This window comes from Lentzea pudingi (genome assembly GCF_014646255.1).
GTDB classification, from domain to species: Bacteria; Actinomycetota; Actinomycetes; order Mycobacteriales; family Pseudonocardiaceae; genus Lentzea; species Lentzea pudingi.
This window is the reverse complement of the sequence record NZ_BMNC01000007.1, coordinates 227,526-253,968: the sequence shown is the minus strand read 5'-3', so window position 1 is coordinate 253,968 and position 26,443 is coordinate 227,526. Positions and strand designations below refer to the sequence as shown.

Below are 26,443 nucleotides of genomic sequence, written 5' to 3'. Positions count from 1 at the left end.
GGTCAGCCACCTGGTCGAGGTCGACCGCTGGTGGACGTCTCGGGATCGTCGGACGGGTCGGGGCAGTTGATCCCCGGGATGCAACCGGGGTTCTGCGGCTTCGTCGTCGTCGGCTTGCCCGGATCCGTGGTCGTCGTCGGCTGGTTGTTGTTGCTCGACGGCTGGTTGTTGCTGGACGGCGGCGCCGGCGGCTCGGACTTCTTCGGCGGGTTGAAGTTGCCCAGGGGCACCGGCTTCGCGAACGCTTCCTTCTGCGCACCCGCGAGGGCACCGTCCATGAACTTCTTCCACATCAGGCCGGGCAGGCCGGAGCCGAAGACCGGGTTGCCCCTGGCGTCCCTGATGGCCACGTTGCCCGCGTCCTTGCCGACCCACACGGAGGCGGAGAGCTGCGGCGTGTAGCCGACCATCCAGGCCTTCGAGTTCTGGTCGCGGCTGCCCGCGAGCTCGTGCGTACCGGTCTTGCCGGCGCACGGACGGCCGCCGGCGCAGGCGATCGGCCCCGACGGGATCTCCTTCAACGTCTCGGTGACGTTGTCGGCGATGTCGCGGCTCTTCGTCTCCACGGGGTCGAACGCCGGAACGGGCTGGTCGACGTGCTGGTAGAGGACGTCGCCGGTCGGGCCCACGATCTTCGTGACGAAGAACGGGGCTCGGTACACGCCGCGGGCCGCGAACGTCGCGAACGCCGAGGCCATGTCGAACGGCCGCACCTGGGCGCTGTCGGCACCGATGGCGATACCGGCGGTGGGCGCGTTGCCGCCCTCACCGACCAGCGTCTGCTTCGCCTGGCCGCCGACCATCACGGTCTTCGGGATGCCGGCCGCGTGCGCCGCGTCCGCCACGGCCTTCGTGCCCGTGCCCTGGGGGCCCGCCACCATCTCGTAGAAGACGGTGTTGAGGGACTCCTTCATGGCCTGCTTGGTCGTGCATTCCTTGCCGCACTGGGTGTTGCTGGCGTTGCGGATCTCGACGCCGGCGATCTTGCGAGGCGTGGCGTCGTAGGTGTCGCCGATGCCCTTGCCCCGCTTCAGGTCGGCCACCAGGTCGAACGGCTTGAACGACGAGCCGGCCTCCTGGATCGTGCCCTTGGCGTAGTCGATGCCCTTGAGGCCGTCCTTGCCGGGGTAATAGGCCCTGACCGCGCCGGACTGCGGTTCGATCGCGCTGAGCGACGTGCGCAGGTCGGGGTCCTGGTTGGCCATCACCGAGTTCACGGCGTCGAGCGCGGCCTGCTGCATCTTCGGGTCGATCGTCGTGGTGACGGTGACGCCGACCTTCTGGGCCTTCTCCATGGTGAGGCCGACGAGCTCGCTGTCGATCTCGTTCTGGACCTGCTGGCTGACGCGGGCGAGCGGGCCGTCGAGGCTCGCGGGCTGCGTCTGCTCGAACGGCAGCGGCTTCGGGTACTGGCGGGCGTCGTAGTCGGCCTGGCTGACCCAGCCCTTCTGGAGCATCTGCAGCATCACGAACTCCCAGCGCTTCTTCGCGTGCTCCTCGTCCTCCGACCACGAAGGAATCTGGATCATGCCGGCGATGAAGGCGGCTTCCGAAGGCGTGAGGTCCTTCATCGGCTTGTTGTAGTAGACCTGCGCGGCGGCCTTCATGCCGTTCGCGCCACGACCGAAGTACACGGTGTTCATGTACGCGGTGAGGATCGTGTTGTGGTCCGACTCGTTGCTCATCTTGTAGGCCTTGACGAGCTCGGTGAACTTACGAGTCAGCGTCGCGTCCTCTTTGCCGGTCGCCTTCTTGATGTACTGCTGCGTCAGACCGGAACCACCGGAGCTGCCGCCGGTCGCCTGGATCCAGACGGCGCGGACGATGGCCTTGACGTCGAAGCCGGGGTTGTCGTAGAAGTTCGCGTCCTCCGCGGCCATCACGGCCTGCTTGACCGAGTCCGGGAGCTCCTCGTACGTGAGCAGCGTGCGGTTCTGGCCGGGTGAGGTGATCTTGCCCATCTCGGTGTTGTCCGAGTAGAGCAGGGTGATCGTCTTGTCCTGGTCGGCCGCGATGTCGTTCGGGCGCGGCCAGTCGACGAGCGGGTACGCGACCGCGATGGCGATCACGGGGCCCAGGATCATCAGGCCGATCGAGACGAACGCCGCGATCCGGACGCGCTTCCAGATCTTCTTCTTGCGCAGACGACGCTCCTCCTCCTCGGTGAGCTCCGGCTCGTCGTCGTAGTACTCCTCGTCATCGTCGTCCACACCGGCCATGAGGAACTCGTCGTCAGGCTCGCGGTGGGTGATGAGCTCGGGCTCGCGCTGCGTCGGCCGGTTGACCGGCGGCAGCTGCGTGGTGCGGTCCGCGTTGGGGGTGCGCGGGGGCACGCCGGGACGGCCGGGGCCGCCAGGGCCACCCTGCGGGCCGCCGGGGCCACCCGGTCCACCGGGGCGACGGGCACCGGGGGGCGGGGCGATGGGCATGCCACCGGGAGGCGTCGGCGGGCGGTTGCCCGGACCACCGGGACCACCCGGGCCACCCTGCGGGCCACCGGGACCGCTCACGGGCCCCTGCGTACGCCCGGGTGCGCCCTGAGGCCCACCCTGCGGACCGCCTGGTCCGTTCGGGCGGCGTGGGGGCTGCTGCTGTGGGAAACCACCAGGTGGCGTGCCACCCTGGGGAGGGCGCGCGAAACCACCGGGTGGGGTGCCCGGTCGTGGCTGATTCGGGACATCGCGCCTCGTGCCGCCGCCGTCCGGGTCGTCCCCGGTCGGCCACTGCGGCTCGCCTCCGCGCTGCCGGTCATCATGCTGGTCGTTCACGTGAAAAGGCCTCCCAGACCGGTGTGCATCAGCACACGGTTCGGTGGTCGTACTTCATTCGGAGCAGTGTCACCTGTGGGTCATTCCGCCGCAGTCCTCCTGCGTGGCTTTTCCAGCCCACGCTTCCCCAGGACGTATGACTGCACCAGGTGGTTCCAACTGCACGTGCGACAAACTTCAACTAGGTACACGGAGAACTCGTCGAAGAGGTTCGCCATCTTCACCAGTTCTTCAGGCGTGCGTGCCGAGCCGGCCGCGTGCTTGAGCTCGTCACCGTAGACCCACGACACGTGGGTAAGCGGTTCCTTGCGGCACACCGGGCAGGGCACTTCGGTCGCCGTCCCGTGGAACTTCGCAGCTCGCAGCAGGTACGGGTTCGCGTCGCAGACCTCCATGGTGCCCGTGCGACCGGCATAGACCTCCGCCAGCAGCGCGCGGCGCTGCAGCGAGTAGTCCACCACCTGTCGTTGGGTCAACACGTGACAAGAGTACGTGCCGGGCGCTTTCCGATGATGGGCCGTTCAGGGCAGCGAGGCCCGGCGCGGTATGACGGTGTGCCACATCCCACAGTTCTGAGGGGCACACGATGTATCGCGCCGATATAATCACCTCACCTATCGGTGCAGGTGCGAGGAGGTGACTCGTGTTCGAGTTCGCGCTGCTCGGCCTGCTGCACGAGGCGCCCATGCACGGCTACGAGCTGCGCAAGCGCTTGCATGACCTGCTCGGAGCGTTTCGCGCGTTCTCCTACGGATCGCTGTACCCAACACTGCGGCGACTCCAGAGGGCGGGCCTGATCGTGGAGGAGGGGCCGGAGGAATCGGCTCTTTCTTGGGGACGTCGGGCTCGCAAGGTCTACGAGCTGACACCGGAAGGCAAGGAGCGGTTCGCCGACCTCCTGGCCAACGCGGGTCCGCAGACCTGGGACGACGACTCGTTCGGAGTCCACCTGGCGTTCTTCTCGCGCACGCCGGCCGACGTCAGGATGCGCATCCTGGAAGGCCGCCGGCGGTGTGTCGAAGAACGCAGGGAAGGACTTCGCGAGCGGCTCACGCGCACGGGCGAGCAGATCGACCGCTACACCCGTGAGCTGCACAGCCAAGGCCTGGAAAGCACGGAGCGCGAGGTGCGGTGGCTCAACGAGCTCATCGCGCACGAGAAGTCCGAGCAGGACGAGTAGCACTTCACTGTTGATCAAGGAGGACTCGGCAATGGGCGAAAACCGCCGCACCGTTCGAGTGGCCATCGTCGGGGTGGGCAACTGCGCGGCGTCGCTGGTGCAGGGCGTTCACTACTACCGGGACGCCGACCCGAGCACCCGCGTGCCCGGACTCATGCACGTGCAGTTCGGTGACTACCACGTGCGCGATGTCGAGTTCGTCGCTGCGTTCGACGTGGACGCGAAGAAGGTCGGTGTCGACCTCTCGGAGGCCATCGGCGCCAGCGAGAACAACACGATCAAGATCGCGGACGTGCCGCCGCTCGGCGTCGTCGTGCAGCGCGGGCACACCTACGACGGTCTCGGGAAGTTCTACCGGGAGACGATCGAGGAGTCCGACTCCGAGCCGGTCGACGTGGTCGCCGCGTTGCGCGAGGCCGAGGTCGACGTGCTGGTCTCGTACCTGCCGGTGGGTTCCGAGGACGCGGACCGCTTCTACGCCCAGTGCGCCATCGACGCCGGTGTCGGCTTCGTCAACGCCCTGCCGGTCTTCATCGCGTCGGACCCGGAGTGGGCGGAGAAGTTCCGCGCGGCCGGTGTCCCGATCGTCGGTGACGACATCAAGTCCCAGGTCGGCGCCACCATCACGCACCGCGTGCTGGCGAAGCTGTTCGAGGACCGCGGTGTCCAGCTCGACCGCACCATGCAGCTGAACGTCGGCGGCAACATGGACTTCCTGAACATGAAGGAACTGGAGCGCCTGGAGTCCAAGAAGGTCTCCAAGACCCAGGCCGTCACGTCCCAGGTGGACCGCGAGATGGGCAAGCGCAACGTCCACATCGGCCCGTCGGACTACGTGGCGTGGCTCGACGACCGCAAGTGGGCCTACGTGCGCCTGGAAGGCCGCGCCTTCGGCGACGTGCCGCTGAACCTCGAGTACAAGCTGGAGGTCTGGGACTCCCCGAACTCCGCGGGCATCATCATCGACGCGGTCCGCGCGGCGAAGATCGCCCTCGACCGGGGCATCGGCGGCCCGATCCTCTCGGCATCGTCGTACTTCATGAAGTCCCCGCCCGTGCAGTACTCGGACTCCGAGGCCCACGAGGCCGTCGAGAAGTTCATCCGCGGCGAAGCCTGATCTGGTGGGCCGCCCTCTTCACGAGGGCGGCCCTTCCTTTCAGCGCTTCGAGAGCCGCAGCTTCTGCCAGCTGCCGTCCGCGGTCCACCCGCCGTCGACGGGCAGCGCGACCCCGTTGACGTACCGCGCGTTGTCACTGGCGAGGAACCTGACCGCTTGCGCGATGTCATCCGGCGCAGCGAACCGCCCCATGGGCACGTGGTCCGTGATGTCGTCGTCGACGTAGTACCCGCCGGCCTGCGACTCGACGTCCATCTCGGTCTTGACCCAGCCGGGACACACGGCGTTGACCCTGATCCCCCGCCCGCCCCACTCGACGGCGAGCGTGCGCGTCAACCCGATCAGCCCGTGCTTGGTCGTGTTGTACGCGGCCCGGTCCGCCACTCCCTGCAGCCCGGCGACGGACGCGATGTTGACGACGCTGCCGGAGCCCTGGGCCAGCATGACCTTGCCCAGCGCCTGGGTGAGCAGGAACGGCCCGGTCAGGTTGACCGCCATGACCCGTTCCCACTGTTCGAGCGTCGTGTCCTCGAACGGCACGATGCCGGCGATCCCGGCGTTGTTGACCAGCACGTCCACACGGCCGTGCGTGCTCATGACGTGCTCGGTGAGCCGTTGCACGTCCGCGGCGCTGGCCACGTTGCCGACGATCCCGTCCTTGCTCTCCTGCAGGTCGAAGCCGACGACGGCGAACCCGTCCTCGCGCAGCACGTCGGCGATCCGCAGCCCCATGCCCTGCGCCGTGCCGGTGACCACGGCAACTCGTTGCGTCATGCCGTCACGCTAGGGATGAGCGGCCGTCCGGCGACAGACACGTTCGAGTGTTCGGAGTCTCAGCGAAAGCCCTGCTTCGGCTGTTTTCGGCCCGGTGCGCACGCTGCTCGTGGGGCGAGCAGCAAGTGTTTGCATGCGACGACCGCCTGGACGGCGTACTCGTGCGGCCGGAGCTGTTGGGGTGTTGGAGCTCGTGGTCCTGGCATCGAAGGTGTCGCGCCAGGAACGTCGCGAGCACGTACGCCAACTCATCGGTGAACGGCGTTCGTGACGTCGGACCAGCCACGCCCGCTGTCGCGCAGTGCGAGCAGGAGCGCCGCCTGTTCACGCCGGTTCGCCACTGGCACATCCTATCGAACACAGGTTCGACACGCTTGGCCGAATCGCCTGAAAGTGGGCGAGTCTAGCCGGGACAGCAGTGATCACCGCTAACTTCGGCCCGGTGCGCACGCTGCTCGTCGCCCTCCCCGGCCTGGTCCTCGCCGGCATCGGCCTGACCCACCCGCACCACCTGGACGCGTCGACCGCCCACTGGTGGCGGGACATGCACGTCATCCTGGCGGTGATCTTCCCGCTGCTCGGTGCGGCGCAATGGGTTCTGCTGGCCGACACCCCGAAGTACGTTCGCTACCCGGCCCGTGCGGCCGCGTTCGGGTACGTCGTCTTCTACGGCGCGCTGGACGCGTTGGCGGGCATCGGTGGTGGCGCGCTGGCCATCGCCAACGGTGGCCGCTCGCCCTCCGACGCGCCCATCTTCAAGATCGGCAACCAGCTCGGAACCGTTGGCGCGTGGTGCTTCTTCGCGGCCAGCCTTGCGATCGTGGTGTGCGCGCTGCTCCAAGACCGCCTCAAGGCGATCCCGGGCGCGGTCTTCCTGACGCTGGGCAGCTACCTGTTCCTCAGCAGCCACATCTACTGGCCCAAGGGCGTGCTCGCCTGCGTCTGCATCGCGGTCGGCATGGCCGGGATCAGCTACGCGAGCGCGTCCGGCAGGTCGGTGATCGAGGGCAGCACCCGCACCTGAGCCAGCACGTCGGCGGCGGGTGGGAAGTGCGGGTTCGGCACGGCGAGCACGGTCATGCCGGCCGCGAGCGCCGCCTTCAGTCCGTTGGTCGAATCCTCCACGGCATAACAGGAACCAGGCGAAACCCCGAGCTGCGACGCCGCCGCCAGGTACACGTCCGGTGAAGGCTTGCCGGCGGCGCACGACTCCGACGACACGGCGACGGGCACGTGCAGGCCTGTCGCGTCGAGGAACGCCTTGATCAGCACGGCCGGTGCGGACGAGGCGATCGCCACCGGGAACCGCGACGAGACGAGACGTACCGTCTCGTCGGCGCCGGGGATGAGCGGGAGGTGCGCGGCGTACGCCTTCTCCATCTCGGCGATCACGCCGGCGGAAGCCTCGGCCGGGGTCAGCTGAACACCCAGCGAGACCAGGTACGCGCCCCACTCCGGCGTCGACATCCCCTGCATGGCACGGGTCGCCTCAGGTGTCCACGTGCCGCCGTGAGCAGCGGCGAACGCCTGGCGCACCTCGTCCCACACCTGCTCTGAGTCGATCAGCACGCCATCGAGGTCGAAGATCACCGCATCCACGCCGGTCACCGTACCCTGTGTCGCATGATACTTCGCCATGCTAACCAAAACCGGTTAGGATGGCGAAGTGAATTTCAAGGCTCAGCCCAAACAGGTGTGGATCACCGCGTTCGCCGCGGTCATCGCCTTCATGGGGATCGGGCTCGTGGACCCGATCCTGCTGTCCATCGCAGAGGGTCTGCACGCAACACCCGCGCAGGTCACCCTCCTGTTCTCCTCCTACCTCGGTGTCCAGGTCGTCGCGATGCTCTTCACGGGCGCGGCGACGGCGCGGTTCGGGGCCAAGCGCACGCTCGTCGGCGGGCTCGCGCTGATCGTCATCGCCACGCTCGCCTGTGCGGCGGCCGGGAGCATCGGGCAACTGGTCGGACTGCGGGCGGTGTGGGGGCTCGGCAACGCGTTCTTCATCGCCACCGCGCTCAGCGTCATCGTCGGTGCCGCCAGTGGTGGGCAGAAGGCCGCGATCCTGCTCTACGAGGCCGCGCTCGGTCTCGGTCTGAGCGTCGGGCCGCTCCTCGGCGCGTTGCTCGGCAGCTTCTCGTGGCGCGGGCCGTTCCTCGGGACGGCGATCCTCATGGCGGCGGCGCTGATCCTTTGTGCAACGTTCCTGGCCAAGGACTCGCACGAGGAACGTCCGAGGATCAGCCTGCTCGACCCGCTCAAGGCGTTGAGGAACCCCACCCTCCTGCGCACCTCGATCGGGGCGGCGCTCTACACGGCCGCGTTCTTCACAGTTCTCGCCTGGTCGCCGTTCGTCCTGCGGTGGGGTGCCGTCGAGATCGGACTGATCTTCTTCGGCTGGGGCGTGTGCGTCGCCGTGTCGAGCGTTTTCCTCGCGCCCAGGCTCGCGGAACGCGTCGGTGAGAAGAGCGCAATCATCGGATCTGTGCTGGCCTTCGCCGTGCTGATGCTGCTGATGGCGGTGCCCAGCAAGCCGTTGCTCGTGGTCGCGGTCATCGTGAGCGGCCTGGTGAGTGGCCTGCTCAACACGTTGTTCACCGGTACCGCGATGAGCGTCAGCGACGCGCCGCGGCCGGTCGCGAGTGCCGGGTACAACTTCCTGCGGTGGCTCGGCGGTGCCCTGGCCGCGACTTTCGTCAGCCACCTGGCCCAGCCGTTCGTCGTCGCGGCGGTCCTGTGTCTCGTCGCCGCGGGACTGCTGACGTTCAACAGGACGGACACAAGGGACGTTCCGTCCGAAGCTGTGCTCGCGGGTGAACAACTTGTGGGTTAACAAAGCATGAACGGACGCCTACGGTCGGTTGCGGTTCCCGAACCGACCGTAGGAGGCCACCACCATGATTCCTCTGCCGCTCGTCAACCACCGCGTCGGCAGAGCCGCGGTGACGTGCGAGTACCGCTGCGGGGACGCGTGCTTCCACGACGTCCCGAACACCTCGGACAACCCGTACTTCGGTGACCTGGTCAGCCGCCGCACCGCGCTCAAGGCCGGTGCCGTGGTCGCCGCCGCGGCCACCATCGCCACTCCGGCCACGGCCGCGGCAGCACCCGAAGCCCAGTCCCAGGGCCGCCCACCCAGGGGACTCGACTTCAAGCCCGTCGCGGTCAACACCAAGGACGAGGTCGTCGTGCCCGAGGGGTACGAGCAGGGGATCGTGATCCGCTGGGGCGACCCGCTGTTCCCCGGCGTCCCCGAGTTCGACTTCGACGACCAGACCGCCGCGAAGCAGGCCAAGCAGTTCGGCTTCAACTGCGACTTCGCCGCCATCCTGCCGCTGGACCCGCTGGACCTGACCGGGATCATGGTCACGAACCACGAGTACACCAGCGAGACGTTCATGTTCCGCGGGTACGACCCGAACAACCCCACCGAGGAGCAGGTGAAGATCGGCTGGGCCGCCCACGGCCTGTCGGTGTTCATGATCAAGCGCTCGCTGTTCTCCGGCCACTACAAGGCGAAGTTCAGCAGGTACAACCGCCGCATCACCCTGCACACGCCGTTCGAGGTGCGTGGCCCGGCGGCCGGCAGCGACCTGCTGAAGACCTCCGTCGACCCCACTGGCAAGAGGGTCCTCGGCACGATCAACAACTGCGCCGGCGGCGTCACGCCGTGGGGCACGATCCTGTCCGGCGAGGAGAACTTCAACCAGTACTTCGGCAACGCCGCAGGCCGCAACGACCCGAGGCTCACCAGGTACGGCGTCACCGGCACCGCGACCACGCGCAAGTGGGAGCGCTTCGACAAGCGCTGGGACCTGGCGCAGGAACCCAACGAGGTCAACAGGTTCGGCTGGGTCATCGAGCTCGACCCGCACGACCCGGACTCGACGCCGATCAAGCACACGCACCTCGGCCGCTTCAAGCACGAGACCGCGAACATCCGCGTCGCCGACGACGGCCGCATCGTCGCGTACTCCGGTGACGACGAGCGGTTCGAGTACATCTACAAGTTCATCTCCAACGGGAAGATGAAGCGCGGCAACAGCAAGGCCGCACGCCGCCACAACATGACGCTGCTCGACGACGGCACGCTCTACGTGGGCCGGTTCACCGGCGACAGCCCCGCGTCGGAGATCGACGGCACCGGAAAGCTGCCCAGCGACGGGAAGTTCGACGGCGGCGGCGAGTGGATTCCGCTCGCGTCGGGCAAGAAGTCCTTCGTGCCGGGCATGACGGCCGAGGAGGTCTACGTCTTCACGCGCATCGCGGCGGACAAGGTCGGCGCGACGAAGATGGACCGCCCCGAGGACATCGAGTGCCACCCGCGCACTGGAACGATCTACTGCGCGCTCAGCAACAACGTCGAACGCGGTGTCACGGCGGGCAAGGAGGGCCCGACCGAGCCGAACCCGCGCATCAACAACCGGCACGGGCAGGTGCTGGAGATCGTCGAACGCCGCGGCGACGCGCTCTCGCTGACGTTCAACTGGGGCCTGTTCCTCGTCTGCGGCTTCCCGGAGGACCCGAACACGTACTTCGGCGGCTACGACAAGTCGCAGGTCAGCCCGATCTCCAGTCCGGACAACGTCGCGTTCGACCGGCACGGCAACCTGTGGATCTCCACGGACGCCGACGGCAAGCTCGACGGGCTGAACGACGGCCTCTACGGCGTGCCGCTGGAAGGCCCGGAACGCGGTCACCTCAAGCTGTTCCTCACGGTGCCGCGCGGGGGCGAGACGTGCGGCCCGATCATCGGCGAGCGGGTGATCACGGTGTGCGTCCAGCACCCCGGCGAGGTCGATGGCGCGAGTGCCGACAAGCCCGCCTCGAACTGGCCCGACCGCGGCACCAGCAGGCCGCGGCCGTCGGTCGTCGCGGTGTGGCGCAAGGGCCGTCGTCAGCTGGGTGAGATCGGTTGATCACCCTGCGTGTTGTGATCGTTCGGGAGTAGTACGAGTTCGCCTGTCGTTCACCTCCTGGACGACAGGCGAACTCGTTGGGCTCTTAGGTTCGGCCAGTTCCCACACTGACCGATCTCGGAGGCCTGCGTGTCCTCACCCACCGATCGGGGCCGTCGCCTGCTGCCCCTGCTCACGGCCAACCACCCGCTCGGGCGTCAGGCCGTCACCTGCGAGTTCCGCTGCGGCAACGCCTGTGCCCACGAGGCGCCCAACACGTCGAAGAACGCGTACTTCGCCGACGTCGTCAAGGAGGTCGTGAGCCGCCGCGGCATGCTGAAGGCCGGTGCGGTCGTCGCGGCCGCCGGAGCCGGTGCGCTCGCGTTCTCCGGTTCCGCCACCGCCGCTCCGGCGCACGCCGAGGCCCGTGGCCACGGCGGCAACGACCCCGGCGGCCTGAACTTCGAGCCGGTGGCGCCCAACACCCTCGACCAGATCAGCGTGCCCAAGGGTTTCCAGCAGGACGTCGTCATCCGCTGGGGTGACGGTGTGCTGGACGACGCGCCGAAGTTCGACTTCGACAACCAGACGCCCGAGGCGCAGGCCAAGCAGTTCGGTTTCAACAACGACTTCTGCGGTCTCGTCCCGGTTCCGGGCTACCACGACAGCTGGCTCATGGTGAGCAACCACGAGTACACGACCGAGTCGTTCATGTTCAAGGACTGGTCGACCACCACGATCACCGAGAAGCACGCCAAGATCGCGTGGGCCGCGCACGGCATGTCGGTCGTGATGGTCGACCGCGACCCGCGCACCGGCAAGCTCTTCGTCTGCCCGGACGACAAGAAGAAGTACAACCGCCGCATCACCCTCACCACGCCGTTCGAGGTGAAGGGCCCGGCCGCCGGGTCGAAGTACCTCAAGACCTCCGCCGACCCGACGGGCCGCAGGGTCCTGGGCACGCAGAACAACTGCGCCGGTGGCGTCACGCCGTGGGGCACGATCCTGTCCGGCGAGGAGAACTTCAACCAGTACTTCGCCAACGCGAACCAGGTCACCGACCCGGACACGAAGGCCAAGTTCGCCCGCTACGGCATCAGCGGCGGCGCGTCGCTGCGCCAGTGGGAGCGCTTTGACAAGCGCTTCGACCTGGCCCAGGAACCCAACGAGGCCAACCGCTTCGGCTGGATCGTCGAGATCGACCCGCTCGACAAGACGTCGACGCCGGTCAAGCACACCGCCCTCGGCCGCTTCAAGCACGAGGGCGCGAACGTCATCGTCGCCAAGGACGGCCGCGTGGTCGCGTACATGGGCGACGACGAGCGCTTCGACTACATGTACAAGTTCGTCACCGACGAGAAGATGCAGAAGGGCGGCTCGAAGCGCGCCCGCGAGCACAACAAGCAGTTGCTGGACAAGGGAACGCTCTACGTCGCCAAGTTCACCGGTGACAGCCCGGCCGCCGAGATCGACGGCACCGGCAAGCTGCCCGCCGACGGCGAGTTCGACGGCTCCGGCGAGTGGATCGCGCTGGCGCACAACGACAAGTCGTTCGTGCCCGGCTTCACCGCCGAGGAGGTCTACGTCTTCACACGCCTGGCCGCGGACAAGATGGGCGCCACGAAGATGGACCGCCCGGAGGACGTCGAGCCCTCGACGCACAACCGCCGGATCTACGCCGCGCTGACCAACAACACCGACCGCGGCAAGGCGGGCAAGGAAGGCCCGACCGAGATCAACCCGCGCAACGGCAACAAGCACGGCCACGTCCTGGAGATCGAGGAGCGCCGCAGCGACAACACGGCGCTGACGTTCTCGTGGAAGCTGCTGCTCGTCTGCGGTGACCCGTTGGACCCCGGCACGTACTTCGGCGGCTTCGACAAGTCGCAGGTCAGCCCGATCTCCTGCCCGGACAACGTCGCGTTCGACACGCACGGCAACCTGTGGATCTCCACGGACGGCAACGCCCTGGCGTCCAACGACGGCCTGTTCGCGGTGCCCGTCGAGGGCAAGCGCCGTGGCCAGGTCAAGCAGTTCCTCACGGTGCCGCGCGGCGCGGAGACCTGCGGCCCGGTCATCACCGAGGACTTCGTGCTGGTGTCCGTGCAGCACCCCGGCGAGATCGACGGTGCCTCGGCCAACAACCCGCTGTCGCACTGGCCGGACGGTGGCACGTCGCAGCCGCGTCCGTCCGTCGCGGTGGTGTGGCGCAAGGACCGCAGGAAGATCTGCGACTGATCGTGTGGTTCGGTGCGGCCACCCGTCCGCGTGACGGGTGGCCGCACAGCCGGCTGAGACGGTACTGAACCGGTCCGCATTTCGGGCCGTACGACAGCAGGTGATGAAACGAACTGGCATCGTCCTGGTCGCATCAAGCCTTCTGGGCATCCTCGTCGGAGGCGTGAGCTCCACCGCCGCGCCGACCGAGGCTGCCACGAGCGAGGCCTCCGCGAGGGTCGCACCCGCGGTACAGGTCCCGCCCGGCCACAAGATCGTCCAAAGGCTCCAGGCCAAGGGCGTGCAGACCTACACCTGCACGGCCGGGGCGTGGAAGGGCCTGGAACCCGCCGCGACGCTGGCGGACCGGCTCGGCAGGGCGGTCGGACTGCACTCGCGCGGCCCGATCTGGGTTTCCACCGTCGACGGCAGCGCGGTCGAGGCCGCCCCGGTCGACGGCGCACGCAACGAGGTGCCCGGAGCCGTTCCGGAGCTCCTCCTGAAAGCCAAGTCCACCAGGGGTTCCGGTGTCTTCGCCGGCGTCAGCTACGTGCAGCGCCTCAACACCAAGGGCGGCCTCGCGCCGACGGGCGGCTGCACCGAGGGTGCCCAGACCTCCGTCAAGTACGAGACGCTCTACACCTTCTCGGTGCCCGCTCTCTGAACGAGCGCGACGACCGCCGCCACGACCATCGTGATGCCGACGACCCAGAGGCCGGTCTTCTGGGTCCCGGTGAGGTCGCGGAGTGTTCCGGTGACGTAGGGCGCGACGAAGCCGCTCAGGTTGCCCAGCGAGTTGATCAACGCGATCCCGCCCGCCGCGGCCGCACCGCCGAGGAAGCTCGTGGGAAGCGCCCAGAACGTCGGCAGCGCGGCGCAGACACCGATGGCGCAGACGGAGACCGCCACCATCGCCGCGACGGGGTTGTCGAGGTAGAGCGCGAACGGGATCGCCACCCCGCCGAGCAACATGGGCGCGGCGACGTGCCACTTCCGTTCCCCGGTGCGGTCGCCGTGCCTGGCCCACAGGACCATGGCGACCGCGCCGAGGACGTACGGGATCGCGTTGATCAGCCCGCGCTCGACGATGCCCGCGTCCGGCGCGAGCCCCTTGATGATCGTCGGCAGGAAGAACCCCAGCGTGTACAGCCCGTAGACGATCCCGAAGTACACGAAGCTCAACGCGAGGATGCGCGGGTGCGTCAGGGCTTTCTTCAACGGCCAGTGCTCCTGCCGCGGCTCCTCCTCGATGGCCTCGGCGGGCCTGTCCGGCAACCAGAACCACGTCACGAACGCCAGCGCGATCGCCGGCAGGCCCTCGATGAGGAACATCGTGCGCCAGTCCGTCCACTGGATCAGCAACCCGCTGAACGTGGCCCCGAGCGCCGTCGAGATCGGCACCGCCACCATGAACAGCGCGACGATCCGCGCCCGCTCCTTCTGCGGGTACCAGTACGTCAGGTACAGGATGATCCCCGGGAAGAACCCGGCCTCCGCCACACCCAGCAGGAACCGCAGCACGATCAGCACGGTCCCGTTGGGCACGAACGCCATCGCCGTCGCGATGATCCCCCAGCTGACCATGATCCGCGCGATCCACCGCCGCGCCCCGAACTTGTGCAGCGCCAGGTTGCTCGGCACCTCGAGCAGCAGGTACCCGATGAAGAACACCCCGGACGCGAACCCGAACACCGTCGCCGAGAGCTGGAGCTCCTCCGACATGCCGTTCGGCCCGGCGAACCCGATGTTGACCCGGTCCAGGTAGTTGATGAAGTAGAGCAGGCACAGGTACGGCAGGATCAACTTCCTGGGCACTATGGTCCCCCCATGAGTGATCGTCCGGTCGCCCTCGTCACCGGGGCATCCAGCGGAATCGGCTCGGCCATCGCCAGAAGTCTGGCCCCCACCCACGACCTGCTGCTAGGCGGTCGCGACGAGGACTCCCTGTCCGTCCTCGCCGCCGAGCTCCCGGGAGCCCAGGCCTGGCCGTTCGACCTGACGAACGTCGCCTCGGCCGACCTGACCCCGCTCGCCCGCCTCGACGTGATCGTCCACAGCGCCGGCATCGCCCTGCTGGGCCCGCTGGCCGAGGCCTCGCAGGAGGACTGGCGCAGGACGTTCGACGTGAACGTCTTCGCCGTCGCCGAACTGACGAACCTGGTCCTCCCGCAGCTCCGCACCGCCGGCGGCCATGTCGTGCTGATCAACTCGGGCGCGGGCCTCTCCGTGAACCCGGGCTGGGGTGTCTACGCGGCGTCGAAGTTCGCACTGCGGGCCTACGCGGACGCGCTGCGCGGCGACGAGCCGGCGCTGCGGGTGACCACGGTCTACCCCGGCCGCACCGCCACGCCGATGCAGCAGGACGTGCGGCGCCAGGAGGGTGGCGAGTACGACGCGTCGAAGTACATCGACCCGGCCTCGGTGGGGCGGGCGGTGGCGTCGGCCGTGCTGGCGACGCCCGACGCCCACATCACCGAGATCAACGTGCGGTCGCGTCCGCACTGAAAGTTGTCCACAGGCTTGTCAACAGCCTGTGGTTACGAGTTGACGCTCCGCAGTCGCTGCGCCACCGCGGCCACCCCGGCCTGCGCCTCGTGCCGGTCCACCCGAGTGGACTCCCCTTCGGCGACCACGTGGTCACCGGCGACCCACACGTCGGTGACCCGGCGCGACCCGGACCCCCACACGAGGTTCGCGAGCAGCTGCGAGTCGGGCGCGTCCAGCCCGGTCGCGAACGCCGGGTCGTCGGCGGCGATGTGCACGACGTCGGCCCAGCGCCCGGCCTCCAGCGTGCCGATGTCGTCACGTCCGAGCGCGTCGGCACCACCGCGAGTGGCCATCAGCAACGCCTGCGCGGCCCCGAGCACGGTGGCGTCCATCTTCGACACGCGCGCGAACAGCCCGGCCAGCCGAGCCTCCTCGAACAGGTCCAGGTCGTCGTTGGACGCCGGTCCGTCGGTGCCCAGCCCGACGTTCACCCCGGCGGCCAGCATCTCCGGCACGCGCGCGATGCCCGATGCGAGCTTCGCGTTCGACCCCGGGCAGTGCGCGACGCCGACGCCGTACGACGCGTACAGCGCGATGTCGTCGTCGGACAGGTGCACGGAGTGTGCGGACAGCACGCGGCCGCCCAGCACGTCCGAGGCCTTCATCAGCGCCGGCACCGAGCCGAACTCGGCCCGTGCGGCCTCGTCCTCGAACGGCGACTCGGCCACGTGCACCATGAACAGCGCGCCACGCTCGCGCGCCTCGGCGGCGATCGACGTCAGCTGCGGGGCCGACAGCGTGTAGGCGGAGTGCGGCCCGTAGGCCAGTTCGACGCGCTCACCGGGTCCGAACCGCAGCCCGTCGGCGTCGATCCACGCGGAGATGTCGCCGGTCAGCGACTTCCAGTCCATCCCGGGCACGTCGAGGATCGCGCCGCCGAACACCACCCGTGAACCGGCCGCGAGCACCGAGGACACCAGCTCAGGGCCGTGGAAGTACATCTCGGCGGACGTGGTGACGCCGTGCCGCAGCATCTCGACCGCGCCGAGCAGCATGCCGGTGCCGACGTCGGCCGCGGTCATCTGCGCCTCGTTCGGCCACATCTGCTCCTGCAGCCACCGCAGCAGCGGCAGGTCGGAGCCCAGGCCGCGCAGCACCGTCATCGGGCTGTGCGCGTGGGTGTTGATCAGGCCGGGCAGCAGGATGCCGGACAGCGAGCGGACCTCGCCGTCGAAGGCGGGCGCCTCGGAAGCGGCACCCACGTACGTGATCCGGCCGTCGACGACGTCCACGACCGCGTCGCGCAACACGGCGCAGGACGGGTCGCAGGGCAGGACGACCGGAGCGTGTAGACGCAGTGACATGCCGGGAATCCTGCCACTGTGACGCCGGTCACAAGCATGCATACATCCGCGGCGGATGGGCATCCTCGCTGTGTCGGGCGCGGGCCGACCCCCAGGGTCCGCCCCGGCCTAAAACTTCTCCCCATCCAAGGGGCCCGTCATGCGCGAGCGACGGGCCCTTTGTGCATTCACGAGCAACCACGGGTAGGACAGGGGCGTCTCAAGATCATGTCGAAGAAGCCGTGCACGTCCAGTGGACAGTTCCGCCGCGCGCAGAAGCCCGCCACCCCCAAGCCGCCGACCCGGCGCTGAGTTGGCATGATCACAACCCGCGACCGGGCGTGATCATGCGGAGGCATTCAGTGGCCGACATCGACCCTCAGAACGACGACCAGCAAAGCGATGTCGAGATGACTCAGGAGTTCGAGGTCATCCGCGACGTCGACTGATCTAGGTGATCGGCAGCTCGGCGCGAACCGTCCAGCCAGTCGGTTCGCGCCGTCCTGCGGAGAACGTGCCGCCCAGCAGTTCCACGCGCTCGCGCATGCCGACGAGCCCGTAGCCTCCCGAGCCCCCGACGGGCACGCCGGACGCGACGCCGTCGTCGAGCACCGCCAGGTGCAGCACACCGTCGCCAGAGGACAGTGAAACCTCCACTGAGGACACTGCGGACGCGTGTTTCTGGGTGTTCGTCAGTGATTCCTGCACCAGCCGCAGCACCGAGCGGGCCAGTTCCTGCGGCACCGCGTCCCGCAGGTCGGACGTGAGCCGGACCGGCAGCCCGGACTCGGCAGCCAGTTCCCGCACGTCGTCCATCAACGACGAGGAAGCGGCCGGACCTGCCGGGGAAGACTCGTCCCGCATGGTGCCGACGAGCCGTCGCATCGCGGTCAGCGCCTCCGTTCCGGACGACGCGATCACCGGCAGCACGTCGATCTCGCGGTTGAGCTGACCTGCCTGCGCGTGCACGACGATCGCTGTCACGTAGTGCGCGACCACGTCGTGCAGTTCGCGCGCCAACGCCATCCGCTCGGCGTTCTGGGCCGCCGCGACGGAAGCGGCGAGCTGCGAGGCCCGTTCGTTGTCGCGGGCCCGGAAGTACATCCCGCTGCCGACCGACAGGACGAGCAGCACGAACGCCGCGATCCCGAAGTTCCACGCGTCCGGGGTCCACTCGCGGTACTCGCGCGGTGCCACGATCGGCCAGCCCAGGACCTCCGCGAGCGCCATGGCCGCGAGCACGGCCAGGGTTCCGGCCACTGCCCTGGTGCGAGGGGAATCCCGGACGAGGGTCGCGATCGTGGCCATCGCCGCGCCGGTCATCGAGATGCACGCACCGCTCCAGAAGAGGTGCGGTTCGAGCGCCACCCCGAGCAGCCGCATGTAGACGGCCACGCAGGCGACGGCGAACGCCAGCGCGAGGGCGGCGTCGAACGGCCTGCGGGGTGCGAGCACGGCGATCACGCAGACCACCGCGACTCCGGGCACCTGCCACCAGCCGAGACCGGTCGAGATCGAACCGGTCTCCAGCAGGGCGATGGCGGTGAGTGCGATCGCCAACGGCCACTGACGTTCGGCGAGGCGCCGCCAGGTCAAGTCCGTGCTCTCCACCCGAGCAACAGTAGGGCCGAAAGTGCGACCCCGCGTCCGACCGGGGGCTACCCCGGCATCAGCCAGAAGGCTGAGGGGACGACCTGCGGAAACACCCTCACGGCGGATGCCGGATGACGGCGCGGTAACGGACTCTGGAGGAGCGGGAGTACTGAAACGGAGGACGCCATGTTGTCAGTTGTGTTCACTTGGGCCGCCGCGGTGGTCGGTCTGTTGGTCCTGGCGCTGATGGCCCTGTCCGGCGTGATGATCGACTCGAAGCACTAGTCGCCGCACCAGCGTGTGATGGGGAAGTCAGACGCTGGTCAGGGAATGTTGCTGGCGGAGAAGTTCCGCCAGCCTGCTCGTCGGTTGAGGGCGAGTTTCGTCCAACGCGGCCGTGAAGCGCGCCGGAGAACCGTTCCGTGCGCGCGCCGCGGCTGCGGTGTCGAGCCGGAAAGCCGGGCGTGCGACCGAAGGCCGTTGGCGCGAACGCAGCCAGGCGAGCCGGTGCAACGCTTCCGCGTGGTGGTCCGTGATGGTGACGGCCGCCTTGTCGAACGAGTGCAGAACTGCAGCGTTCAGGTGAACGGTCGCGAAGTCCCGCCACAGCGTGCGTTCGGACGAGGTGTCCAAACCCAGCGCTTCGGCAACCTCACGTGCCACACCGTAAGCACCTTCCTCAGCCAGTGACCGCGTGCCGATCTCGGCGCCGACGAACCACGAGTTGAACGGCGCGGCGGGGTAGTTCACGCCACCGATCGACAGCCGCATGTTCGAGATGACCGGAACCGCGTGCCAGCGCAGGCCCATCTCGCCGAACCACGGCAGAGTCGGGTGCTCCAAAGGAACTTCGTGCACGATCTCGGACGGCAGCGTGAACAGCCTCGGTCCCTCGTGCTGCGTCTCCACCACCAACGGCAGCAGGTCGAAGCGTGAGCGCCGCACCGGCGGACGCCACCCCATGCCCTGCATGGTTTCGGTGAACTGGGTGTACCGCCTGTCCCCCATGCCGTCGGAGTACCCGGCGTACCGGATCAGCTGCTCGTTCCAGATCACCGGACCGGGCGTGCCGGGTGCGTCCGGCGCGAAAACCGTTACCAGCGGCCGGATCTCACCTCCGTTGGTCGCGAGCCGCAGGTGCTCGACGCACTCGCCGGCAACGGCGGCGGCGTTGCGGTAGCCGCGCAGGTCGCGGACTTTCAGGCGGCGCCAAGGCACGCCAGAGGTGCACCAGCCCGAGTCGCGCAACGCGATCCGCGCGCCGTACGCGAGTTCGTTGGTGGTGTGGCGGTAGGTTCCGGTCTCGGTGATCTCGGCGCGCACCTGGGCGATGCGGGCGGTCAGCGAGCCTGCGTCGGAGTGCGCCGCGTGGAACATGCGGACGAACTCCTCCGCGACGGGGAGGACGTCGGGGGTCACGCAGCGAGACGCTAAGCCCGGAACAGCCTCACGCGTCACTGCCACTCGGGGCATTTCGGGTGATCAACACCCACCACTCCGTCGAGTGAACGGTAGACGCCCGGTGTTCACTCGATCGGCTTGAGACCTCGATCAGGTGAGGTCGTTCCGCCGGAACATCAGGTCGTGCGACACCCGATCCTCGTTCACCGCGCGCTGCTCGAACTTCGTGACGGGCCGCCAGTCCGGCCGCGGCGCCCAGCCGTCGTACACGTTGGTCAGCAGCCGCTCGCCGGAACAGACCTCGAGCATCTGGTCGGCGTAGTTCTCCCAGTCCGTCGCGAGGTGCAGCACGCCACCCGGCTCCAGCCGCGACGCGATCAGGGACACGAACTCCGGCTGCACGAGCCGGCGCTTGTGGTGCTTCTTCTTCGGCCACGGGTCCGGGAAGAAGATCCGCACGCCGTGCAACGACGCGGGAGCGATGTGGTCGGTCAGCAGGACGACGGCGTCACCGCGCAGGACGCGCAGGTTGTCGAGACCGCCGAGGTGCTCGGCGCGGAGCAGCAACTGGGCGAGGCCGGGCTTGTAGACCTCGGCGGCGACGTAGTTGAGCTCGGGCGCGGCGGCGACGAGCTGGGAGGTGGTCTCGCCCATGCCCGAACCGATCTCCAGCAGCACGGGCGCGGAACGGCCGAACCACGAGTCGAAGTCCAGGGGCCCCTCGGGCAACGACTTCACGTCGTTGCCCATCTTCTCCCAGTACGTGTCCCAGGCACGTTCCTGGCCCACGGTCATGCGCTCGCCGCGCTGGACGAAGCTGACGATGGAACGGGGGAACTCAGGCCTGGTCACGACGGGACATTCTAGGCAATCAGTTCGATGTCCTCGATCTGAGCACGCAGGTCGTCGACGGTGAAGTCGATCGGCTGGGGCCGGCCGGCCCCGCGGTGCGCCGGAACGAGGTGGATGAACCCGCGGTGCGAGTCGGTGAACTGCACGGTCGTCGGGGTGGCGGGCCCGTAGACGCCGCTCTCCGACGGCACGTACTCCCAGTACCCGATCTCGCCGTAGTCGACCCACGGCACGAAGACCCAGCCGGGACGGGCCGCGAGCAGCTCCGTCACCGCGTCTTCCACGGCGTGACCTTCGGCACGTGACCGCAGCTTGCCGCGGTCGAGAGCCCGCAGCCACCACGGCCCGGGGGCGTTCCCGGCCGCGTTCGCGGCCCGGTAGGTGGTCAGAACCTGCTGCTCATCCGCCTGGTCGACCCAGGAACGACGGACCTCCGCCGGCGAACCGGCCAGGTCAGGGGTGTTCGGAACTTCGAGCGCGTCAGACCACTCAAGGCTCAGCATTGCTTCGACATGAACCGTCACTGGCACCTCCGACACTGGGATAACCCAATTGAACGTGAATTCAAACGCCGAGGATGTCCAGAATGCGGCTTTTCACGGGTTGTTAACAGCTCTCTTACGCAACGTGTGATGCCAGGCACGTTGCGCTGTGACCTGGAAACACGATGTAGCTGACGTGCCCCTGCTCCCCGCGCTCGCCGTCGTGCTGCCGCTGCTGCTCGCCGCGCAGTCGATCGAGGAGCAGGAGTGGCACCTCGACGCGCTCGACGTCTACTCGGCGCAGGCCCAGGCCCGCGGGGACGGCGTGATCGTGGCGGTGATCGACTCCGGTGTCGACGCGAAGCACCCCGACCTCGCCGGCCAGGTCCTGCCCGGAGCGGGTTTCGGCAGGTCCAAGGGCACCGACGGGACGACCGACACCGACGGTCACGGCACCGGGATGGCAGGAATCATCGCCGCGACCGGCCGGAGCGGCGGCGCGCTGGGCATTGCCCCCGGCGCCAAGATCCTGCCGATCGCCAGCGCCGACGAGAAGGAGCAGTTCGGGCTCGACGTCGTCGCGGAGAGCATCAGGTGGGCGGCCGACCACGGCGCCAAGGTCGTCAACATGTCGCTGGGCTTCTCCAGCTCGATGACGCCGACGCTGGTCAAAGCCGTGAACTACGCGATCGAGAAGGACGTCGTCCTCGTCGCCGCCACCGGCAACGAGGGCAAGGAGGTCTCCGCGCCCGCCAACATCAACGGCGTGATCGCGGTCGCGGGCACGACCAAGGACGGCAAGCCGTGGGCGTCGTCGAACGTCGGCGCGGACACGGTGCTCTCGGCTCCGGCGGTCGGCATCGTGACGGTCGCGCCGGAAAGCGTCTACCCCAGCGGTTACGCCGAGATGGACGGCACGAGCGCGGCGTCGGCGATCGTGTCCGGGGTCGCCGCGCTGGTGCGCGCCAAGCACCCGGACATGGTCGCGAAGGACGTCGTCAACGCACTGGTCAAGACCGCGACCGACATCGCGGAACCGGGCAGGGACACGACGACCGGGTTCGGCGTGGTCAACCCGATGGGCGCGCTCACCGCGCAGCTCCCGCCGGTGGAACGCAACCCGCTGCTGCCGCCGCCGAAACCGGTGACGACCCAACCGGCTCCGACCGCCGCGGCGCAGCGGTCCGAGCAGCCGGCCGACCTGTCCGACCGGCTGCCCTTCATCGCCGCCGTCTCGGGCGGCACCGCGCTGATGACCGCACTGCTGATCGTGCTGCCCGCCATCAGGTCACGGCGCCCCAAGCCCGTTCTCAATGAGCGTGGTACTCCACCGACTCCTTGGTGAGCTGCATGAAGGCCTCCTCCAGCGAACCGCGCTGAGGGCTGAGCTCGTGCAGCACGATCTGGTTCTCCGCGGCGAGCTCACCGATCTGCTGGGCAGGGATGCCGTGCACCACCAGGCTTCCGCTCACCGAGTCGTCCGTGACCGTCGCGTGCGCGGCGAGGATCTCCCGCAGCTTCGCGGCGTGCGGTGACCGCACCCGGACCGTGTCCTGGGTGGCGTCGGCGATGAACTGCTCGGTCGAGGTCTGCGCGATCAACTGACCCTTGCCGATGACGATGAGGTCCTGCGCGGTCTGCGCCATCTCCGACAGCAGGTGGCTCGACACGAACACCGTGCGGCCCTCCTCCGCGAGCCGGTGCATGAACTGCCGGATCCAGAGGATGCCCTCGGGGTCGAGGCCGTTGACCGGCTCGTCGAACAGCAGCACCTCGGGGTCGCCGAGCAGTGCGCCCGCGATGCCGAGCCGCTGGGACATGCCGAGCGAGAACCCGCCCGCGTTCTTGTGCGCGACCTCGGTGAGGCCGACGATCTCCAGCACCTCCTTCACCCGGCTGACCGGGATCCTGTTGGAGACCGCGAGCCACTTGAGGTGCGAGCGCGCGGAACGGTTGGGGTGCACCCACTTCGCGTCGAGCAGCGCGCCGACCTTGCGCAGCGGCTGGCTGAGCTGGGCGTAGTGCTTCCCGTCGATCGTGACGTCGCCGCCCGTGGGGGTGTCGAGGCCGAGGATCATCCGCATGGTCGTGGACTTGCCGGCGCCGTTCGGTCCGAGGAACCCGGTCACGCGCCCCGGCCGGACGGTGAACGACAGGTCGTCGACGGCCTTGGTCTTGCCGTAGTGCTTCTGCAGGCGGACTGCTTCGATCATGGCCTCTCCCGGTGCGCTCGAAGAAACTGACAGGGACCTGGGTCACCCCCCGACGGATGACCCAGGTCCCTCTCCCCCTTTATTCGGAACAGGTCACGCGTCCCGCCGCTTCGCGACGATCAGTGCGACCACCAGGAGTGCGACCGCGACTCCGGCGAAGTAGCCGAGCGAACCCCACTGGCTCAGCTTGAAGTCGATGCCCGCACCGGCCTGTTCGGCCGCGTTGTCGCCGCCGAGCTGCAGGAAGTGGTTGGCGTTCATGAACGGCAGCCACGCCTGGATCTTGACGCCGGCCTTCGGGATGATCCCGATCAGCTGCTCCAGCAGCATGTTCCAGACCAGCAGGATCGCGACGGCGCCGGCGGTCTGGCGGACCAGGATGCCGACCGCGATCGCGAGGATCGCGCCGATGCCGTAGAGCAGGCCGACGCCCGCCACGTGCCGCCACTCGCCGCTCGTGTTGATCGCGAGGTCGGAGGCGGGCGACAGCACCTTCGCGATGCCCACCGAGCCGAACGCGATGATCTCGCCGAGGACACCGGCGATGAACGCCACCACGACGGTCTTCGCGAGCAGCGCGGACGTCCGGTTCGGCACCGCGAGGAACGTGGCGCGGATCGTGCTGAAGCGGTACTCGGTCGTGACCGCGAGGGCCGCCATCACCAGCACGACGGACAGCGCGAGCTGGCTGCTGCCGAACTGCGTGACGCCGAGGGTCAGCTGGCCGTTGTCGGTCGAGGCCGCGATGATCGCGGTGAGTCCGACACCGAGGACCAGGGCGAGCGCGCTGCACCAGTACGGCGAGCGGGTCGAGAAGAGCTTGATTCTCTCAACTGCCAACAGGGTCATCAGACTCACTTCCCGATCTCTGCGTGGTACTCGACAGCATCGCCGGTCAGCTGCATGAACGCCTCTTCGAGCGAACCGCGCTGGGGGCTCAGCTCGTGCAGGACGACACCGTTCGCAGCGGCGATGTCCCCGATCTGGTCGCTGGTCGCACCCGATACGGAGAACGAGCCGTCCGCACCGTCACGAACCGTGAAGCCCTTGTCGACGAGCAACGGGCCGAGCTTGAACAACTGAGGGCTGCGCACGAGAACCGTGTTGCCCGTCGCGCTGTCGATGAACTCCTGCGTGCTGCTCTGCGTGATCAGCTTCCCCCGGCCGATCACGATGAGCTCGCTGGCCGTCACGGCCATCTCCGACAGCAGGTGGCTCGACACCAGGACCGTGCGGCCCTCGGCGGCGAGGTTCTGCATGAACGTGCGGATCCAGAGGATGCCCTCGGGGTCCAGGCCGTTGACCGGCTCGTCGAACAGCAGCACCTTCGGGTCACCCAGCAGTGCCGCGGCGATCCCCAGCCGCTGCGACATGCCGAGCGAGAACCCACCGGCGTTCTTGCCCGCGACCTGCGTGAGGCCGACGGCCTCGAGGACCTGGTCCACACGGTTCCCGGGCAGGTTGTTGGACTTGGCGAGCCAACGCAGGTGAGCGCGGGCGGAGCGGTTCGGGTGAACCCACTTGGCGTCGAGCAGCGCTCCGACCGTCTGCAGTGGACGGTTGAGCTCGGTGTAGGGCTTCCCGTCGATCAGCACGCGGCCTGCCGTCGGACGGTCGAGCCCCAGGATCATCCGCATCGTGGTCGACTTGCCGGCGCCGTTCGGACCGAGGAATCCGGTCACCCGTCCAGGTTGGACGGTGAACGACAGGTCGTCGACCGCGACCGTCCTGCCGTATCTCTTGGTGAGGCCGATTGCCTCGATCATGGGCTTTCCCCTCTCGGTGATGGGATCACTCTGACGCTCCGAGGGGTGCGCGCACATCGACCTGCGGTCTGCGGTCCGCGTCAACTTCCGTCGCCGGGTGCCGCTACCTCCGTCGTAGTTGAATGAGCCACATGGGATACACGGAGGCGCCCGACGGCTGGTGGCGCGAGTTCGTCCTGGCCAAACCCGCCCGCACCGCCAAGCTCGCCGTCACCCGCAAGGACGGCTCACCGCACGTCGCCCCGGTCTGGGTGGACCTCGACGGACCGGATCTGGTCTTCCTGACCGCCCGCGACACGATCAAGGGCAAGTCGATCCTGCGCGACGGCCGCGTGGCCCTGTGCTTCGACGACGAGACGCCGCCGTTCAACTTCGTCACGATCACCGGCCAGGCCGTGGTGGACGAGGACGCCGAGCAGCTCAAGTACTGGGCAGGCCGCACGGCCGCGCGGTACATGGGCGACGACCAGGCCGACGCCTACGCCGAACGCAACGGCGTACCCGGCGAGATGGTGGTCCGGGTGAAGATCGACAAGGTCGTCGCCAAGCAGAACGTGTCGGACTAGGGGAAGAAGCGGTTCAGCGCCTGGGCGGCGCCGTCCTCCAGCACGGTCGGCGCCACCTCGTCCGCGACCGCCTGGACGTGTGCCGGTGCCTGTCCCATCGCGACCCCGAGCCCGGCCCACGTCAGCATCTCGACGTCGTTCGAGCCGTCCCCGATCGCGAGCGCGTCCTGCGGGCTGATGCCCAGCGAGGCGCTGAGCTCGTCCAGCGCCGTGCCCTTCGAGACGTTGGGCGGCACCGCGGTCAGCCACGCCTCGGTGTGGTCGACGTTCCACTCGACGCCCGGCAGTTCCAGCTCCCGCACGGCGAACGACAGCTCGGCCGGCGTGTGGCCGAGCCAGCGCATGACCAGCCGCGGGGTGGGCACCGCCATCTCCTCGAACGTCACCTGCCTCGTCTCGCCCCACAGGTCACCCGGCAGGAACTCGCCGAGCGACAGGCTGCCGACGCCGGTCTTCTCCACGGCGAACACCGAGTTCGGCAGCAGCGCCTGCAGCGTCTTGATGGTCGGACCGGGATCGAACGTCGTCCGCCTGGTCACCGACGAGGTCGCAGGGTCCCACCACACGGCGCCGTTCGAGCACACGGCGTACGAGACGGGCAGTTGCGCGGCGACCGCGGTGATCCCGATGAGGCTGCGGCCGGTGCACAGCACGACGTGGGCGCCGTGGTCGGCGGCACGGGTGACGGCCGCCTTCACGGCGGGCGGGATCTCGTTCGAGCCGACCGGGGTCAGGGTTCCGTCGATGTCCAGCGCGATCATTCGCGGTCTCCAGGTCACGCGGCAT

At 68.5% G+C, this 26,443-nt stretch carries 25 protein-coding genes; 11 read left to right on the top strand and 14 right to left on the bottom strand.

Annotated features, from left to right (window positions below; translation table 11 throughout):
* Positions 1 to 2 precede the first annotated feature (2 nt).
* Positions 3 to 2,510, bottom strand: a complete 2,508-nt coding sequence (locus tag IEY88_RS26100) for a transglycosylase domain-containing protein (protein WP_189157468.1) — start codon at positions 2,508 to 2,510, stop codon at positions 3 to 5.
* 338 nt (positions 2,511 to 2,848) lie between these two features.
* Positions 2,849 to 3,247, bottom strand: a complete 399-nt coding sequence (locus tag IEY88_RS26095) for a DUF5318 domain-containing protein (protein ID WP_189157467.1) — start codon at positions 3,245 to 3,247, stop codon at positions 2,849 to 2,851.
* A gap of 164 nt (positions 3,248 to 3,411) precedes the next feature.
* Between IEY88_RS26095 and IEY88_RS26090 the strand changes: the two genes are divergently transcribed.
* Both IEY88_RS26090 and IEY88_RS26085 read left to right on the top strand, forming a co-directional pair.
* Positions 3,412 to 3,948: a PadR family transcriptional regulator gene (locus IEY88_RS26090; RefSeq protein WP_189157466.1), complete on the top strand. Its 537-nt coding sequence runs from the start codon at positions 3,412 to 3,414 to the stop codon at positions 3,946 to 3,948.
* 31 nt (positions 3,949 to 3,979) lie between these two features.
* On the top strand, positions 3,980 to 5,065 hold the full coding sequence (locus IEY88_RS26085; protein ID WP_189157465.1) for an inositol-3-phosphate synthase: 1,086 nt from the start codon (positions 3,980 to 3,982) through the stop codon (positions 5,063 to 5,065).
* A 39-nt stretch (positions 5,066 to 5,104) separates the two neighbouring features.
* Here IEY88_RS26085 and IEY88_RS26080 read toward each other — a convergent pair whose 3' ends face one another.
* On the bottom strand, positions 5,105 to 5,839 hold the full coding sequence (locus tag IEY88_RS26080) for an SDR family NAD(P)-dependent oxidoreductase (RefSeq protein WP_189157464.1): 735 nt from the start codon (positions 5,837 to 5,839) through the stop codon (positions 5,105 to 5,107).
* A 442-nt stretch (positions 5,840 to 6,281) separates the two neighbouring features.
* Here IEY88_RS26080 and IEY88_RS26075 point away from each other — a divergent pair, with 442 nt between their 5' ends.
* Entirely contained in the window at positions 6,282 to 6,863 is a 582-nt protein-coding gene (locus tag IEY88_RS26075; RefSeq protein ID WP_189157463.1) for a hypothetical protein, read from the top strand.
* On the opposite strand, the gene IEY88_RS26070 is transcribed toward IEY88_RS26075, so the two are convergent.
* Positions 6,812 to 7,438 (bottom strand): HAD family hydrolase, encoded by a 627-nt coding sequence (locus IEY88_RS26070; protein ID WP_189157462.1) that lies wholly within the window; start codon positions 7,436 to 7,438, stop codon positions 6,812 to 6,814. The two genes, IEY88_RS26075 and IEY88_RS26070, sit on opposite strands and share 52 nt — an antisense overlap.
* A gap of 67 nt (positions 7,439 to 7,505) precedes the next feature.
* Between IEY88_RS26070 and IEY88_RS26065 the strand changes: the two genes are divergently transcribed.
* From IEY88_RS26065 to IEY88_RS26050, 4 genes are all read left to right on the top strand, one after another.
* Complete coding sequence (locus IEY88_RS26065) at positions 7,506 to 8,672, top strand: MFS transporter (protein WP_189157461.1); 1,167 nt, start codon at positions 7,506 to 7,508, stop codon at positions 8,670 to 8,672.
* 64 nt (positions 8,673 to 8,736) lie between these two features.
* The gene (locus IEY88_RS26060; protein WP_189157460.1) at positions 8,737 to 10,758 is read left to right on the top strand and encodes a PhoX family protein; all 2,022 of its coding nucleotides are present in this window, start codon (positions 8,737 to 8,739) and stop codon (positions 10,756 to 10,758) included.
* A 129-nt stretch (positions 10,759 to 10,887) separates the two neighbouring features.
* Positions 10,888 to 12,975 carry a PhoX family protein gene (locus tag IEY88_RS26055; protein WP_189157459.1) on the top strand — a complete coding sequence of 696 codons (2,088 nt, stop codon included), beginning with the start codon at positions 10,888 to 10,890 and terminating at the stop codon, positions 12,973 to 12,975.
* A 103-nt stretch (positions 12,976 to 13,078) separates the two neighbouring features.
* Positions 13,079 to 13,618 carry a DUF3455 domain-containing protein gene (locus IEY88_RS26050; protein ID WP_189157458.1) on the top strand — a complete coding sequence of 180 codons (540 nt, stop codon included), beginning with the start codon at positions 13,079 to 13,081 and terminating at the stop codon, positions 13,616 to 13,618.
* Here IEY88_RS26050 and IEY88_RS26045 read toward each other — a convergent pair.
* Positions 13,591 to 14,769, bottom strand: a complete 1,179-nt coding sequence (locus tag IEY88_RS26045) for an MFS transporter (protein WP_229693760.1) — start codon at positions 14,767 to 14,769, stop codon at positions 13,591 to 13,593. The two genes, IEY88_RS26050 and IEY88_RS26045, sit on opposite strands and share 28 nt — an antisense overlap.
* Positions 14,770 to 14,781: 12 nt before the next feature.
* Between IEY88_RS26045 and IEY88_RS26040 the strand changes: the two genes are divergently transcribed.
* The gene (locus IEY88_RS26040; protein WP_189157457.1) at positions 14,782 to 15,459 is read left to right on the top strand and encodes an SDR family oxidoreductase; all 678 of its coding nucleotides are present in this window, start codon (positions 14,782 to 14,784) and stop codon (positions 15,457 to 15,459) included.
* Positions 15,460 to 15,491: 32 nt separating this feature from the next.
* Here IEY88_RS26040 and IEY88_RS26035 read toward each other — a convergent pair whose 3' ends face one another.
* Positions 15,492 to 16,805: an amidohydrolase family protein gene (locus IEY88_RS26035; protein ID WP_189157456.1), complete on the bottom strand. Its 1,314-nt coding sequence runs from the start codon at positions 16,803 to 16,805 to the stop codon at positions 15,492 to 15,494.
* Positions 16,806 to 17,026: 221 nt separating this feature from the next.
* Between IEY88_RS26035 and IEY88_RS26030 the strand changes: the two genes are divergently transcribed.
* The gene (locus tag IEY88_RS26030) at positions 17,027 to 17,233 is read left to right on the top strand and encodes a hypothetical protein (RefSeq protein ID WP_189157455.1); all 207 of its coding nucleotides are present in this window, start codon (positions 17,027 to 17,029) and stop codon (positions 17,231 to 17,233) included.
* A 1-nt stretch (position 17,234) separates the two neighbouring features.
* Here the strand turns inward: IEY88_RS26030 and IEY88_RS26025 are convergent, their stop codons facing one another.
* The 4 genes from IEY88_RS26025 to IEY88_RS26010 all read right to left on the bottom strand — a co-directional run bounded on the left by IEY88_RS26025 (position 17,235) and on the right by IEY88_RS26010 (position 21,133).
* Complete coding sequence (locus tag IEY88_RS26025; RefSeq protein ID WP_189157454.1) at positions 17,235 to 18,395, bottom strand: sensor histidine kinase; 1,161 nt, start codon at positions 18,393 to 18,395, stop codon at positions 17,235 to 17,237.
* 294 nt (positions 18,396 to 18,689) lie between these two features.
* Positions 18,690 to 19,796, bottom strand: a complete 1,107-nt coding sequence (locus IEY88_RS26020; protein ID WP_229693759.1) for a nitric oxide synthase oxygenase — start codon at positions 19,794 to 19,796, stop codon at positions 18,690 to 18,692.
* 132 nt (positions 19,797 to 19,928) lie between these two features.
* Positions 19,929 to 20,573, bottom strand: coding sequence for a tRNA (guanosine(46)-N7)-methyltransferase TrmB (gene trmB, locus IEY88_RS26015; protein ID WP_229693779.1), 645 nt, complete (start codon positions 20,571 to 20,573; stop codon positions 19,929 to 19,931).
* 68 nt (positions 20,574 to 20,641) lie between these two features.
* Positions 20,642 to 21,133 carry a hypothetical protein gene (locus tag IEY88_RS26010; RefSeq protein WP_229693758.1) on the bottom strand — a complete coding sequence of 164 codons (492 nt, stop codon included), beginning with the start codon at positions 21,131 to 21,133 and terminating at the stop codon, positions 20,642 to 20,644.
* Between the two features lie 175 nt (positions 21,134 to 21,308).
* Between IEY88_RS26010 and mycP the strand changes: the two genes are divergently transcribed.
* On the top strand, positions 21,309 to 22,457 hold the full coding sequence (mycP, locus tag IEY88_RS26005) for a type VII secretion-associated serine protease mycosin (RefSeq protein WP_189157451.1): 1,149 nt from the start codon (positions 21,309 to 21,311) through the stop codon (positions 22,455 to 22,457).
* Here mycP and IEY88_RS26000 read toward each other — a convergent pair.
* From IEY88_RS26000 to IEY88_RS25990, 3 genes are all read right to left on the bottom strand, one after another.
* Complete coding sequence (locus IEY88_RS26000) at positions 22,423 to 23,325, bottom strand: ABC transporter ATP-binding protein (protein WP_189157450.1); 903 nt, start codon at positions 23,323 to 23,325, stop codon at positions 22,423 to 22,425. The genes mycP and IEY88_RS26000 overlap by 35 nt on opposite strands.
* Before the next feature lie 93 nt (positions 23,326 to 23,418).
* Positions 23,419 to 24,174 carry a hypothetical protein gene (locus tag IEY88_RS25995; protein WP_189157449.1) on the bottom strand — a complete coding sequence of 252 codons (756 nt, stop codon included), beginning with the start codon at positions 24,172 to 24,174 and terminating at the stop codon, positions 23,419 to 23,421.
* 5 nt (positions 24,175 to 24,179) lie between these two features.
* Positions 24,180 to 25,091, bottom strand: coding sequence for an ABC transporter ATP-binding protein (locus IEY88_RS25990; protein WP_189157448.1), 912 nt, complete (start codon positions 25,089 to 25,091; stop codon positions 24,180 to 24,182).
* Between the two features lie 131 nt (positions 25,092 to 25,222).
* Here IEY88_RS25990 and IEY88_RS25985 point away from each other — a divergent pair, with 131 nt between their 5' ends.
* A complete protein-coding gene (locus tag IEY88_RS25985; protein ID WP_189157447.1) occupies positions 25,223 to 25,657 on the top strand; it encodes a PPOX class F420-dependent oxidoreductase in 435 nt (144 codons plus the stop codon).
* Here the strand turns inward: IEY88_RS25985 and IEY88_RS25980 are convergent.
* A complete protein-coding gene (locus IEY88_RS25980; protein ID WP_229693757.1) occupies positions 25,654 to 26,436 on the bottom strand; it encodes an HAD family hydrolase in 783 nt (260 codons plus the stop codon). The genes IEY88_RS25985 and IEY88_RS25980 overlap by 4 nt on opposite strands.
* Between the last annotated feature and the right edge of the window lie 7 nt (positions 26,437 to 26,443).

What these genes read in the sequence shown, in the direction of transcription:
- IEY88_RS26035 (WP_189157456.1), bottom strand. Translation starts at nt 16,805, where the DNA reads ATGTCACTGCGTCTACACGCTCCGGTCGTCCTGCCCTGCGACCCGTCC.
- IEY88_RS26060 (WP_189157460.1), top strand. Translation starts at nt 8,737, where the DNA reads ATGATTCCTCTGCCGCTCGTCAACCACCGCGTCGGCAGAGCCGCGGTG.
- IEY88_RS26040 (WP_189157457.1), top strand. Translation starts at nt 14,782, where the DNA reads ATGAGTGATCGTCCGGTCGCCCTCGTCACCGGGGCATCCAGCGGAATC.
- IEY88_RS26080 (WP_189157464.1), bottom strand. Translation starts at nt 5,839, where the DNA reads ATGACGCAACGAGTTGCCGTGGTCACCGGCACGGCGCAGGGCATGGGG.
- IEY88_RS25990 (WP_189157448.1), bottom strand. Translation starts at nt 25,091, where the DNA reads ATGATCGAGGCAATCGGCCTCACCAAGAGATACGGCAGGACGGTCGCG.
- IEY88_RS26085 (WP_189157465.1), top strand. Translation starts at nt 3,980, where the DNA reads ATGGGCGAAAACCGCCGCACCGTTCGAGTGGCCATCGTCGGGGTGGGC.
- IEY88_RS25995 (WP_189157449.1), bottom strand. Translation starts at nt 24,174, where the DNA reads ATGACCCTGTTGGCAGTTGAGAGAATCAAGCTCTTCTCGACCCGCTCG.
- IEY88_RS26050 (WP_189157458.1), top strand. Translation starts at nt 13,079, where the DNA reads ATGAAACGAACTGGCATCGTCCTGGTCGCATCAAGCCTTCTGGGCATC.
- trmB (WP_229693779.1), bottom strand. Translation starts at nt 20,573, where the DNA reads ATGACCGTGGGCCAGGAACGTGCCTGGGACACGTACTGGGAGAAGATG.
- IEY88_RS26010 (WP_229693758.1), bottom strand. Translation starts at nt 21,133, where the DNA reads ATGCTGAGCCTTGAGTGGTCTGACGCGCTCGAAGTTCCGAACACCCCT.
- IEY88_RS26000 (WP_189157450.1), bottom strand. Translation starts at nt 23,325, where the DNA reads ATGATCGAAGCAGTCCGCCTGCAGAAGCACTACGGCAAGACCAAGGCC.
- IEY88_RS25985 (WP_189157447.1), top strand. Translation starts at nt 25,223, where the DNA reads ATGGGATACACGGAGGCGCCCGACGGCTGGTGGCGCGAGTTCGTCCTG.